This window comes from uncultured Cyclobacterium sp., assembly GCF_963977555.1.
Taxonomy (GTDB): Bacteria; Bacteroidota; Bacteroidia; order Cytophagales; family Cyclobacteriaceae; genus Cyclobacterium.
In genome coordinates this window covers 12,136-25,923 of sequence record NZ_CAXBPD010000023.1, presented here as the reverse complement: position 1 = coordinate 25,923, position 13,788 = coordinate 12,136, and the positions used below count along the sequence as shown (strand labels likewise).

The following is a 13,788-nucleotide window of genomic DNA, read 5'->3' as shown; positions in this document are numbered from 1 at the left end:
AAATTTTTATTAATTTAAGACTGCTAATTGACGAATTTATAACACCTTCTTTACCGACTTATGAAACTATTTTTCGCATTTTCTCTTTTTGTTTGTGTATTCTTTCAAGATCCGGTTTATGCCCAGAAGTCGTTGCCATTGGGTTCCCACCCACCTGCGCTTACTTTTGACCATTTTCCCAATAAGGCATTTGCTTTCGTATGGCGCAACTGGAACCTGGTAAGTCCTGAGAAAATGGCAGAGACCATTCATTGTAAACCAGCTGATATTCTTTACCTGGCCCAACTGATGGGTTTGGAAGAGCAGAAGCTTTTGTCCGAGAATTTCAAGGAACAGATTTATATCACTCTATTGCGAAGGAATTGGCATTTACTGCCCTATAAACAGTTACTTACTTTATTGGACATGGATCAAGAAAGGTTGGAATTTGCCTTGAAGGAAGATGACTTTCTTTTCCATAAGTTTGGCAACTTAAAACCAGCCAGTCCGGCCCTTCATTATATCAGTCCCACAAAAGCTGAAATAAAACAAGCGGCAGCAATAAAAGAAGTTATTCACCCTATTCTTGCTAAGAATGACAAGAACCCTTCCGAAGATCTTTTTTACTTTATTGAAAAACTTAAAACCTTCAGTGAAGACGAAGCAATAAGTGAAAGAGACACATTGAAAGAAGACCAACTCCGTTTTATTTATTCTTATTTTGGTATTTTTGGAGATCCTTTAATGGATGAAGAAAATGATCCCTTTCCCAATGGCCTTTTACAGAAGTTAGCCCAGAAAGGGGTGAATGGGGTGTGGATGCATGTCGTCCTCAGTCAGCTTGCTCCAAAAGGTGATGCCTTTCCGGAATTTGGAGAAGGTAGCGAAACCAGACTTCGAAACTTGCAAAAGATAGCAAAGCGAGCAAAAAATTTCGGTATTGACATCTACTTATACATGAACGAACCAAGGGCACAGCCCCAGGCATTTTTCGAAGAACGTCCTGATATGGCTGGGGTTCAGAAAGATGATTTTACAACCATGTGTACTAGCAATGAGGAGGTTCGGGATTGGATGGAGCATTCCCTTACCCATGTTTTTACCCAAGTGCCCGAATTGGGAGGAGTGTTTACCATTACTGCTTCAGAAAATCTTACGAATTGTGCTTCACATGGAGGCAAAGACGAATGCCCTAGATGTAGTGTGCGTCCCTATGAAGACATTATTGCTGAAGTAAACCGTACCATTGCCAATGGGGTTCATGCTGCAAAACCTGATGCGAATGTAATTGCCTGGGATTGGGGATGGAACGGTCATGGGATGGCAAGAGAGGTGATCGACAAATTACCAGAAGATGTGTGGTTGATGTCCGTCAGTGAATGGGCCAAGCCTATCGAAAGAGGCGGGATTTCCAATACAGTAGGTGAATATTCTATTTCTGCAGTTGGGCCAGGTCCTAGGGCAAAATCTCACTGGAGTGGTGCAAAAAAGAACCTACTCAAAACGGTTGCCAAAGTTCAGTTTAACAACACCTGGGAGCTGTCGGCAGTGCCATGGTTACCCGTAATGGACCTGGTGGCAGAACATGCTGCTAATTTGGCGCAAATGGATATCGATGGCTATATGTTAAGCTGGACCTTAGGGTCTTACCCATCACCAAACCTTGAAATAGCGAAAAAATTCTCTGACAACCCAGATGCCAGCATAGAAGAAGTACTTAATTCTTTGGCTTTGGAAAGATATGGTAGGGCGGCAGTTCCCTATGTAAGAAATGCCTGGACTACTTTTAGTACTGCATTTGAAGAATACCCTTATGACATTCGGGTGGTCTATTCTGCCCCTCAGCAGTATGGCCCCTCCAATCTTTTATTCTTGGAACCTACAGGTTATCGGTCTACTATGGTAGGATTTCCTTATGATGATCTAAAGGGTTGGTCCGGTCCTTATCCGCAAGAAATATTCCTTTCACAATTTGAAAAAGTAGCTACGAAATGGGAAAAAGGTTTAAAATTCTTAGAGGGAGCGATTGAAGTTGCAAAAGAAGAATCGTATAAAACACTTTTGGAAGAAGACCTAAACTTGGCTAAAGCTGCTTATCTACATTTTTTATCTGTAGGGCAACAGGGTCGATTTATTTTGGCCAGAGACATATGGCTTGAAAGTCAAAAAACCGATACCGTTCTTCGAGATCAGGTGAAGGCTATTTTACAGAAAGAAAAGCAAACCGCAATTGAGCTGTTGGAAGTAATCCGAAATGATTCCAGAATAGGTTTTGAGGCTTCCAATCAATATTATTATGTGCCTCAGGATTTGCTGGAAAAAGTAATTAACTGTCAATATTTGATCGATGAGCTTGGTGATTAACCTTATGATTAAAAAAAACAGGAACCATGGCAAACAGCGATGGTTCCTGTTTTTCTAATTCTTAAGCCTTATCCAATTATTCAACAACAAGGTTTTTGTTTCTAGGATACTCGACCTCATATTTTAATTCCAAAAGCTTGGTATCCGAAGGTGCTAATTTAAACTCCCACTTTATTTCACCGGTTTTAGTATCATGTTTGCCACCGGAAAGGTTTTGCACCGCTACTTCTATTTCTTCCAAAGTAGAAACAGGCACTTGGTCCAAAACAACCATTGAAATGGGCTGACTTTTGTTGTTTTTAATGGTGGTTTTCCACAATCTGGTGGCAGTCTTTTTGCTTCCTAAAAACGATTTTTCTGTAAAGTCCTTTTCTTTTTCTCTGTCTATGGTTACCATTTTGTCTCTTCCCAGAGAGATTTCCAAGGTGTCAGTAGCATAGCGCACATCTAGCAGGCTTTTACCTATAAAGGTTTGTTCGAAAAACACATTGGCCTCTCCTTCCAAAAGTTGGTATTGCTCCCAGTTCGTAATCCCAGCTATCAGGTAAGCCGAGTTATTGACCTTGGGTACAGCAAAATATTGGTAGAAAGCCGGTAATTCATAAGTTATCATATCCACAATATAATTTTTACTGTCCGATTGAATGGAATAGGGGGTGTTGATTTCAAAATTAATGGCTGTTTGGTTTTCAACCTGTGCCATTGGGATGGGTTGACTTTGTAACTCCTGTACATCATCAACGTCAAAATTGACCTCAATTCCTTCAGATTTACTTTTCAAACGTTTACTAATTCCAAAACCTGTGACTGCAACTTCATTCAATGCCACCTGATCCTCTCTCATTGATACATTCATTACCTCAGAGGTGATTGGACGAGTTTGAGAAACATAGCCAATATAAGAATAGGTCAACTGGCTGGCACGGTTCGGTAAGATAATGGTGTAATTGCCATCAAAATCTGAAACCGTACCAATAGTTGTTCCGGCAACAACGATGCTTACACCAGGTAGGCCTATTCCTTCTGCGTCCATTATTTTTCCGGTCACGCTTCCTGTCCTTTGGCTATAAATGGGAGGGGCGGTATTGTAATTGAGTAAGTAGGGTCGTAATTCTGGAGCTACACCTGATACATTAGGTTCTGCTGAAGAAAAAGTAAGTTTAATATTGTCCCAATCTACCTTGGTATCCTGCCTGACATTGGCTTTGTAGTGCAACCTAACCGGACTATTGATGTCCTTTGCACGGATGTCGTAAGAAGGAAACCAGCCGGCATTGTCAACAAGGTAAGACAACTCGAAGGAATAAGAACCGGGCACTTTAGCATCTACCTTTATTAATATTTCCCCTGTAGCAAACTCTTTTTCCCCAGCCAATGAATTGATTTGATTTTGAAGGCTACTTTTTTCCTCCATTAATCCTTTAATGGTTTTATTCCTTTCTATACTCTGAAGCTTTAAGGCAGTCAGTTGATTGCCATAATAATCTGCGGCCTCTTTAAGGGTGGCAACATTCAATGTTTCATTTTTGCCTCCAATTAAGCGATTGGTTTGTAAGAAGGCGATTTCTTCTTGAGCAATAGACAAATAAGTGTTTTCCAATTCGATTTTCTCATTGACCTGTTCTAGGTTTTTTTCGAGTTTAAGGAGTGCTTCAGATTTTACAGATTTATCGAGAAAATTTTGCTGGTGATTAATGCCCAAAACAGTCAATTCACCACCAGCTTTGAGCTGTATGCTTTTGGGACCTATAAAAGGGGAGAGGTTGGTGAATTTGACAATGGATTCTCCTTTCGGTAATGTAACGGATTCTTTTCTAAGGACCTGGGCCCCTTTCAGAAAGACAGTGGCTTCTACCACTTTGGATTTTACTTCTTTTTCAGTTATTTCCTGAGCGAAAGATTGATTAAAAATCAGGAAGAACAAAAGTATTGTTAAGGCTTTCATAGGAATTGGGTTAGGTTTTTTCAAAACAGGATAAGCTAACATCTTCAAAAATTACTACTTTTTGCCTGTTTACTTTTTCTATACGAGGCTAATTAGGTAAAAGTCACAAATCAAGCCAAAAACGTTAATCAAAGTGTATACTTGATGTTAAGTCCAATCTTTTTCTAAGTTGAGTTAATATGGAGAGAGAAAGAGAGGCAGTGACTATTTTAGAATTATTAGTATTGCTGGGTAATACTTACTTTTAATAGATTCCTATTGCACTTAATAGAGCAAAAAATAAAAAACACCTATAGTAATAGCGGCTTTTTGGTTTTTCTAAGTTATTTTGAGTGTATAAAATTAATGAGAGGCTTCAATTTGTTCATTATAGGGCCATGAAAGCGTTATCCAATACACTAACCAAAACATTGGATATGATGGAGCAGAAAACAACTTTCCTCCGCTAGAAACAATTGATGATACCATAGAATAAGTAAACAATGGGAAAGGAAAAATATTCAATCGGCTTTATTTTCATAATGCTATGGCTATGTCCGTTTATGGCAAATGCGCAAGAAGACAAAGCGGTCCGTGAGGAATACCTGAAGGAGTTGATCCTATTACAGGAGAAACCTTCCAGTCATGATAGCTTTGTTAGTTTTCATGACCTTACTTGGAAAGATTGGATAGAAAGAACCGGAGAATTACCCCCTAACTACGGGGTAATTCCCTCCATTCCTTTTCTACCTGATCCACTGATCATTGGGGAGGGTAAAGAGAATGAGAAAATTACTACCATGGCCCAATGGAAGTCTCAGCGGAAGTATTTCAAAGAGCAGGTGAAACAAATCCTTTCAGGGACTTTCCCTGATCCTCCTACCAATCTGAAAGCTGAGATCTTGTCCGAAAGGACAGAAAATGGAGTCAGCATTCAGATGATTGAACTCAGGTTTGGAGAAGACCATAAGGCCAAGCTTACCTTGGAATTGTTTACCCCGCCGGGCGATGGGCCATTTCCTGTATTTATGACGCAATGGAACCACCGAGGATGGGCACAGATAGCTGTAAGGAGAGGTTATATGGGCTTAATTTATGCCGGGGCTGATGCGAAGGACGATACCAGAGAATACCTGGAACTTTATCCTGATTACGATTGGTCGACCTTGATGGCAAGAGCCTGGGGAGCCCACAGGGCAGTGGATTATCTGTATACTTTAGATGAGGTGGACAAAGCTAAAATAGCCATAACCGGACACTCCAGAAATGGGAAGCAATCCCTGTTTGCAGCTGCTTTTGATGAGCGTATTACGGCTACCATTACCAGCAGTGGAGGTACAGGCGGTGAATTTCCTTACCGCTATACCGACGAACGACACTCCAATGAATCCATAGATTACCTGGTTTCCCGAAGAACGCATTGGCTGCATCCTCGCCTTAGGTTTTATTCAGGAAGAGAGCATAAAATGCCCATCGACCAAAATTCCTTGATGGCCCTGATTGCTCCCAATGCTTTGATGTTGAGCTCTTCCATCAGAGAAGGAGGGGGAGGAGACCCCTGGGCCATTGAGCAAATTTATACTTCCCTTACCAAGGTTTATGAATTTCTTGATGCTCCAGAAAAGCTTGGCATTAGGCTTAGAGATGGGCTGCATGCAGTAGCAGAGAGAGATATTGAAGCCTATATGGATTGGCTGGACATACAGTTTGGTAGGAAAAATCTCCCATGGGAAAATCAGCTTTTCTACAATTATAGCTTTGAAAAGTGGAAGAGAGAAAGTGGAGAATCCATTGAGCTTAGCAAGTTTCCTATTCAGTCGACCCAAAATATTCCGGTCAATGTATCCAAGTGGGAAGAGGAAAGCGACAAAACCAAAGAGAAACTCAACTGGCTGTTGGGTGATGAACCTGCAGGCTTACCTGCCAGTGATATTGAAAATCTGACAGAGAAGGAGGATTATGTCAGCAGTTTTATGCCTCGACCAAGGGTGAAGAATGGGAAAAAGCTAAATATTACGCCCTATAATGCCATGGGTGATTATTTATATGGATCGCTTTATTTTCCTACAGATGAAGCCGGAGAAAGGAAAACTGGCTCCAATGGAAAAATGCCGGTAGTTATATTTTTACACAAATACACCAATACGGGTTATGATACTGGATTCCACGGCTTGATTGACGGGCTATTGGCCAAAGGTATCGCAGTCTTGACTTATGATATGATCGGTTATGGGGCCAGGATAGAAGAAGGAACTTTATTTTATCAAAGATATCCACATTGGTCCAAGATGGGCAAAATGGTCACCGATGCCAGAGCAGCAGTAGATGCCCTGGAAAGCATAGACTATATCGATAGCGATAAAATATATGTTGGCGGCTATGCTTTGGGAGGGACTGTAGGTTTAATCGCAGCTGCCCTTGAACCAAAAATTGCCGGTGTAGCGGTGTCAAGTGCTTTTACGCCTTTACGAAATGTCTCTGAAAATGTGGAGGGGCTTAAAGCCTATTCACATTTGTATGGATTAATTCCCCGGTTAGGATTTTTTGATGGGCATGAAAACAGGATCCCTGTGGACTTTCCTGAAATATTAGTCAATCTTGCGCCGAGGCCTCTTATGGTGATTGCTCCGGAGCTGGACAGGCATGCAGACCACGATAATGTGATGGAAGCTTTGAAAGGAGTAAAGCGGCTGTACCAAGATATGGAAGCACCAAATAACATGGAATGGTATACGCCTCGTTCATTCAATCACTTTACAGAAGCCCAACAGCAGGAAATGATCAAATGGCTGGAGCAACAAGTGGCAAAGTAAATTGAACCTAGATCTAAGATATGGGAATCAAAGTAGCGTGAGATGGTAAACTTGGATTAATGCCAATTTCTATTATTCCGGCCTTATGGAAATTAGTAAAATGGATTGCTCAATGGCGTTAAGAACAAAAAAGCTGTCTGACGCCTTTTCGGCGGAGTTTTTTTTGTTTAGCCAGTGAGTATTCATTTTGCTAGAATATTTATTGGATATTTCGGGTAAGAGGATTTAAATTACAATTTACATAAAATTCAATCATGTCAATTTCCAGTAAAGTCTTGAAAAGTCGTTTGGGTTTTTCTTTTGGCCTCAATGTCGCAGGGAAGAAACTTTTATTCGTACAACTTCCAATTGTTTTATTTCTTTTGGTTTTTGGAAGTGTAATGGAATTAAAAGGACAGGTTCAAGACAATGCTACAGGCATTACTTATATCGATCCCAGTGAAAAAACAGGCAGCTCTCAGGCAACCGTTGTGGGAGATGTGTCTTTGGCATTTACGGATCAGATTTTCCCGATGGATAAATCAGGGAAAGTAGTTGGTGGTAACGACCTCAAAAAACAGGTCATTCAGGTTTTCAAAAACTTGGAGATGACGCTTAAATCCGGTGGAACAGATTTTAGTAAATTGCTCAGATTGAACGTTTACCTTCAGATGGAAGGTCATTCCCCGCTCGTTAAAGAATTGATTAAGGAATTATTGCCGGAAGGAGCATTCCCGGCCATCACCTTGATTGTTGCTGAACAGCCAAGGGAAAATGTATTGTTAACCCTAGACGCCATTGCCCTTGGCCCATTGAGTTCCCAAGGCAAAAGAGGAATCAACCATTACCTTGAAGATGGGCTTTATGGAAAGTCCAATCGTTCAGGTCTTGCCGTTTTGCCTGCCGGAAGGAAAGTATTTATAGCAGGTCAGGCAGAACCCGGGAAAGACCTTTTGGAAGCCAGTGACAAAACCATGCAAAACCTTTTGGCAACTCTAGCTTATATTGGAGCCAGTGCCAGTGATGTGGTTCAGGTGAAGGCTTTTATCAACCCTATTGCAGATGCAGCAGCAGTGGAAGAGGTGATCGCTGCTTTTTTCAGGGGAAAGCAAGTACCACCCATTGTGATGGTTGAATGGTTGGTAGAAGAAAACAAGGCAGAAATAGAATTGGTCGCTTCTGCTCCTGAAAACCAAAAGGACACAGCAGCTGTCAGTTATTACGCACCACCTTGGATGACACAGGCTACCACCTACAGTAGGATAGTAGACATTAAAGAAGGAGGCCTATTGTTTACTTCTGGCTTGTATGCGGAAAAGGGAAAAAATGAGGAGGAAAAAGCGAGAAACCTGTTTCTAAAACTATCTGAGATTCTTCGGAAAGCCGGATCCGGTTATGACCACTTGGTAAAAGCAAGTTATTATCCATCCCATGAAAAAGGTCGTGAAGGTTTGATGAAAGTAAGGACAGTATTTTATAACCCTGAAAGGCCTCCTGTTGCCTCTTTGATAAGGATTCAGGGAACGGGTCGTGAAGGCATTTATTTAAATGTAGACATGGTTGGCGTGGTGCCGGACTGATTGGGTAAAGCATTTCAAGCCCTGGGTCTTGTGTCTGGGCTGGTCTAAGATTAGCAGCGGGTAACTTAGAACCAAAATGCAGAAATTTTTCAACTTTCCTAAGCCAATAGTAAGTAGCAAGGAACAAGATTATTTTATTAAATATAAAGAGCCTGACAAGTCAAGGCTTTTAAAGTTTACAATCCTGGTCTTTTAACTGGGTTTCGTTTATTGTGGAAACAGGAAAGTATACGAACAGTGTTTTGATTTTCATTAAGAACAAAATACAGTGAATGTGGAAACTTTTTTAGTTTTAGAGAACGGATGTTTCTATACACTACTTTAAAAAATGGGTTTGTTTTCAATGTGGCATATGCTTCTTTTAGTGCAGTAATAAAATTTAAAGGAGCGGTACTACTATGCAGGGAATAATATTCTATAGCGTTTTCAATTTCCTTTTGGGAACGAGGAGAAACGATGATATTATACCCCATACTTTTTTTGGAGTTTGTCGATGGACTCTTCGGCAGTATGATAGGTGCTTTCATCTTCTTTTAAGCGTTCATCCAATTCGACTTTCATCTCTGTCGTAAGCGCATGATCGCTAGTATCCTCTTCCACAATTATAGTAATGGCTTTTGATTTAAAGGTGGCTTTTATTGCATCCAGTATTTCAGTATTGACTTCCTGTGCTGATGAAAAATGGTAAGTAGTAGTCATAACATCTTATTTTAATTTTTTAAATTATTTTCAAAAAAGGTCCTAAGTATGCACAAATCAAATGATTTTGTAGACCTCCTTTTGGCATTTTCACTGTTAATCTAAGTTTAGCAATGCATAATTTACACCTAAAATACCGAAAACTTTCAACATTCTCAACTCGAGATAAGTCTGAAAAAGCAAGCAAACTTCCATTTAAGCCGCTCAGTCCCCGTCTGGTCTAAGTTTAGCAGCGCGTAACTTTGACCCAAAATGCTGAAAGTTTTTAACTTTCATAACCTGCTACTAGTGTAATTTGTAAACGCTTACCTGCTCCAAATTAATAATTTTACTACGCAGAAAGCGGCTCCTCTACTACATATCCACAGTTAGCCGCACAAAGCCCATTTCGTCTTCTATATTAATATACATCCAGATCTTACCGTCCTTGACAAAATGGTAACCTGGTGGTGTATTTAGCCCATCAACAAGTGATTCTGCAACCACATTAAAATTAGGGTCAAAAATAGTCAGGTACAAGGCTGATTCAGTATCCTCATAGTTTTCTACATCGTTTCCTATTTTGATAATTTTATGGGAAAATCGGTAAAACAGCTGCTTCTCTTCATCCCAAAGAGGAGCCATAAAATTAATCTCCCTACGCATGTCTAAAGCTGTCTGCTTAAAAGCCTCTTCGTTTTCAAAATCTTGATTGTATTTTCCTGTTTTTTTATCAGCATTCAATTTACTCCGGTAATCGAATTGGATCAGGCTGTCCTTATCATAAAGCAAAATACTGTTTGAAATATCATTGCTGATAATGTAGCTTTCTTGGTGCTTACTTATCGTTACAGTTGGATAGGACATTTGGACCCTGGAAGGACTGCTTAAGGTAAATCGAAAATTTTCTAATGCTTCAAAAGGCAAAGGGACTTTAGTAAGGGATTGGGTGTCTGTATTCAAAATACCCAAGGCATAGGTTTTCTCCCTTCCATCTCGAATCAGGCCTATCATGGTGTGATCATCAACCATCTGATTGTTTATAAATTGAAAGTTTTCCCTTTCTTCCAACTTGTCTCCCCCAAATGTCGGATCGTTAAAAGCAAATTCACTTGTTTTATTTCCTTCCAAACCGAATAAACTTACCTTCGTATAGCCCATAAAGGCAATGGAATTGGAGGGAATAAGATGCATTCCAAAAACCATATTGCCTACCCCATTGGGACCCTCTTTTTCAAAGGGAAGTTTACCTGCCAGTATCCCCTTGTTCAAATCAATTTTTTCTAGGGTATAATCATTTGGATTAAAATTATACAAGTATTCCTTTTTCTCATCAAGTGCAGCCACCCGAAGCCCGGCATTTAAGTAAAGTAATTCATTTGCCGGGTCGATTAGAAGGGTATCAAGTTTAAAATTCAAATCCGTAGCTATCGCTTTTTCACCGGAAGAATCCCCAGAGCCACACGACCACAAAAAGAAAAAAACCAAAGTGTAAATGAATTGTTTCATAGGGTTTAATGGATTGGCATTGAAAAATAAATAAAAAATGAGTGGGTTTAAAGCTAATTCTGCTTATAAACCGCAGTTAGTACAAGTTAATTGAGCATAATTTACACCTAAAATACCGAGTGCTTTCAACTATCCCAACTTGAGCTAAATCAGTAAAACAAGTAAACTTCCATTTCAGCCGCTTAGTTTATCCTAATTCAATTCTTGAAGTCACGACTTTTCCTGTTTGATGACCCTAACTTCTCGTTAAAGATCTATCCTAATTTGCAATTCGGTTTTGAGAATAGGAAAAAGATCTCGAATTTTAAATCAATGGCAACTTGGTAAGGATTTTAAGGAATTTACCTAAGTTGAAAACTTTCTTCATGGGAGGTTTAAAGTATTGCTAATCCTTAAGCTTGGACCAAAAGGGAGCATTCACTAAGCCCGAATCAATTGTATTTCTGTACTAAAGATTATATATGAGTAAATCAAAGATTTTTTTGAGTGTAATTTGCCTTTTGCTACCAAGCATTCAATCCAACCTATTGGCTCAGGAGAGACCTCCAAATATTGTATATATCCTGATAGATGATTTGGGCTGGAAAGACCTGGGTTGCTATGGGAGTGAATTCTATGAAACGCCAAATATTGACAAGCTAAGGGCCCAAGGGATGAAGTTTACTGCTGCTTATTCTGCGAGTCCGGTTTGCTCCCCTTCTCGTGCCAGTATATTGACAGGCAAAAATCCGGCGCATATTGGATTTACAGGTCATATCACAGCCATTGGCAAACATAGGTTTCCGGAGGAAGGAAGGATCATTCCCCCGGAGGATTATATGCATGTTTTCCTTGAAGAAAAGATGATTCCGGAAATTTTGCTTCAGTCTGGCTACACCTCAGCAAGCATAGGTAAATGGCATGTGGGGGAAGAAGAAAAGTACTTTCCCTTAAATCAGGGTTTTGCGCTAAACATTGCAGGGTATGAACATGGCAGTCCACCAACTTATTGGGGGCCATATGAATCGGAGAAAAGCTGGAACCCAGTGATAAAAAACCTAGACAATAGAGCAGAAGGGCAATATTTAACCAACAGACTGACCAGTGAAGCAATCAATTTTATGGAAGAGAGTAAAGGAGAACCCTTCTTTTTATACCTGTCACATTACGCCGTCCATACACCCTTGGAGGCTCCTGATTCCTTGATGAAAAAATATGAATTGAAACTGAAAGGTCAAAATGAGCAAAAAAATGCAACCTATGCGGCCATGATAGAGAATATGGATTGGAATGTCGGAAGGTTACTAAAGTCTCTGGATTCACTTGGCCTGGACAGCAATACCATTGTAATTTTGGGCAGCGATAATGGAGGCGAAGGTAGAGTGACCAATAATGCCCCGCTTAGAGAAGGCAAAGGTTATATTTATGAGGGAGGAATCAGGGTGCCATTATTGGTCAAATGGCCGGGAAAAGTCAAGCCAAACAGCACAAGTGATGTACCTGTGATTACGGATGATATGCTTCCAACAATTATTGACATGGCTGGGATCAACCATTTTGATCAGGACATAGATGGTTTTTCCATGGTTCCACTTTTAACTGGTGAAGGTGAATGGAATCGGGACAAGCTCTGTTGGTATTATCCGCATTATAGTCCACAAGCCAAAATGCCCGGTTATGCCATACGCATGGGCGATTATAAATTGGTAGAATACTATGATCCACCATCTGTGGAGTTATTTGATCTTTCTAAGGATATAGGCGAAACCAATGATTTGAGTGAAGTAGAGGTTGAAAAAGTGAAAGAGATGAAAACATCTTTTAAAGAATGGTTGATGGACTTTAACCCTATCCTACACACCGAAAACCCCAATTACAATCCTAATTATAGGTCTAATTGAAATAGATATTTTCAAGTATCGTCTGGTCTAAATTTTGAGAAGCCACAGAAAGGATTTTCAAAACCTTAGCGTCTTAGCGCCTTTGCGAGGATCATCATGAATAAAGTAATCGTTGAAAGTAGCACGCAGAGTCGCGGAGTCGCAAAGAAGTATTTTAAAAATCTTAGTGTCTTAGGGCCTTCTCGAGATCCTACTCTAGGCTGGTCTAAGTTTAGCAAAGCGTAACTTAGACCCAAAATGACGAAATTTTTCAACTTTCCTAAAAGGCAAAACCAGGAGTAGATTGCATCTACTCCTTCCTATCAAACGAAATCTGCAATTCCTTTTAAGTCTGAATTATAAATTTTCCAAAGGCCAAGTTTAATGTACTTTCCAAATTCTACTCTAGTTAGCTACCGCTAAAACTTAAACTTCGTCTAGAAGGCATCAAAAGCGATTTTATAAAAGAGAAAATTCGTTAACTTTATAACAAGAAACTACAATAATATGGACCTAGCTGTTAAAAAAATTGAATTGATTAATTGGTTGACCACACAAGATGAAACCATGATCAAAAAAGTTGACGCCCTGCGTAGATCTTCAATGGAATCAGCTTACCGCGCAGGAATGGGTGAGAAACTGGAATCTAAATTAGGCCGATCGAAGGCCGACAGAAAGAGTGGTAAGACTCATAGCCAAGAGGATGTTGAGAATTTTTTCGAAAGCAAGTGGGCCCGGTGAAGAAAGTACAGGTAATTTGGACAGATGAGTCGATGGGGTGATTTGGAAATCATTTATGACTTTATTGCGGAAAAATCGCGAAAATCTGCAAAAAACGTTGTCCAGTCTATCTTGGCTAAAACCAGACAATTAGAAACTTTCCCCGAATCAGAATCACCTCATGAGACCAATATATCAATAGTGGGTTCATACCGCTTCCTAGTCCAAGGAAATTATAAGAATATCTATAACATCGAAGGAGACGTTTATGTAGAAGCCGTGGTGGATACCAGGCAGAATCCCGCTAGTTTAAGGGTTTAACTATCCCTTTTTTGGTCTAAATTCCCCGTCTGGTCTAAGTTTAGCGAAGCCTAACTTATACC

10 protein-coding genes are annotated in these 13,788 nt (G+C 40.0%); 6 read left to right on the top strand and 4 right to left on the bottom strand.

The annotated features are described in order from the left end of the window. Window positions 1–60: 60 nt before the first annotated feature. On the top strand, window positions 61–2,343 hold the full coding sequence (locus AAC073_RS21710) for a hypothetical protein (protein ID WP_339925921.1): 2,283 nt from the start codon (window positions 61–63) through the stop codon (window positions 2,341–2,343). Between the two features lie 76 nt (window positions 2,344–2,419). Here the strand turns inward: AAC073_RS21710 and AAC073_RS21705 are convergent, their stop codons facing one another. Further along, window positions 2,420–4,288, bottom strand: coding sequence for a mucoidy inhibitor MuiA family protein (locus AAC073_RS21705; RefSeq protein ID WP_339925920.1), 1,869 nt, complete (start codon window positions 4,286–4,288; stop codon window positions 2,420–2,422). Window positions 4,289–4,770: 482 nt separating this feature from the next. On the opposite strand from AAC073_RS21705, the gene AAC073_RS21700 reads away from it, so the two are divergent. Together AAC073_RS21700 and AAC073_RS21695 are read left to right on the top strand one after the other, a co-directional pair. Then, a complete protein-coding gene (locus AAC073_RS21700) occupies window positions 4,771–7,080 on the top strand; it encodes an alpha/beta fold hydrolase (RefSeq protein ID WP_339925919.1) in 2,310 nt (769 codons plus the stop codon). A 254-nt stretch (window positions 7,081–7,334) separates the two neighbouring features. Next, a complete protein-coding gene (locus AAC073_RS21695; protein ID WP_339925918.1) occupies window positions 7,335–8,639 on the top strand; it encodes a RidA family protein in 1,305 nt (434 codons plus the stop codon). A 176-nt stretch (window positions 8,640–8,815) separates the two neighbouring features. Here the strand turns inward: AAC073_RS21695 and AAC073_RS21690 are convergent, their stop codons facing one another. The 3 genes from AAC073_RS21690 to AAC073_RS21680 all read right to left on the bottom strand — a co-directional run bounded on the left by AAC073_RS21690 (window position 8,816) and on the right by AAC073_RS21680 (window position 10,826). Further along, the gene (locus tag AAC073_RS21690; RefSeq protein WP_339925917.1) at window positions 8,816–9,112 is read right to left on the bottom strand and encodes a type II toxin-antitoxin system RelE/ParE family toxin; all 297 of its coding nucleotides are present in this window, start codon (window positions 9,110–9,112) and stop codon (window positions 8,816–8,818) included. After that, window positions 9,102–9,338, bottom strand: coding sequence for a hypothetical protein (locus tag AAC073_RS21685; protein WP_339925916.1), 237 nt, complete (start codon window positions 9,336–9,338; stop codon window positions 9,102–9,104). The genes AAC073_RS21690 and AAC073_RS21685 overlap by 11 nt, the downstream gene beginning before the upstream one ends. Window positions 9,339–9,692: 354 nt before the next feature. After that, window positions 9,693–10,826, bottom strand: coding sequence for a DUF4221 family protein (locus tag AAC073_RS21680; protein ID WP_339925915.1), 1,134 nt, complete (start codon window positions 10,824–10,826; stop codon window positions 9,693–9,695). Between the two features lie 461 nt (window positions 10,827–11,287). On the opposite strand from AAC073_RS21680, the gene AAC073_RS21675 reads away from it, so the two are divergent. From AAC073_RS21675 to AAC073_RS21665, 3 genes are all read left to right on the top strand, one after another. Further along, a complete protein-coding gene (locus AAC073_RS21675) occupies window positions 11,288–12,706 on the top strand; it encodes a sulfatase (protein ID WP_339925914.1) in 1,419 nt (472 codons plus the stop codon). A 486-nt stretch (window positions 12,707–13,192) separates the two neighbouring features. Next, window positions 13,193–13,426 (top strand): hypothetical protein, encoded by a 234-nt coding sequence (locus tag AAC073_RS21670; protein ID WP_339925913.1) that lies wholly within the window; start codon window positions 13,193–13,195, stop codon window positions 13,424–13,426. Window positions 13,427–13,450: 24 nt separating this feature from the next. After that, window positions 13,451–13,726, top strand: coding sequence for a type II toxin-antitoxin system RelE/ParE family toxin (locus AAC073_RS21665; RefSeq protein ID WP_339925912.1), 276 nt, complete (start codon window positions 13,451–13,453; stop codon window positions 13,724–13,726). The last annotated feature ends 62 nt before the right edge of the window (window positions 13,727–13,788 follow it).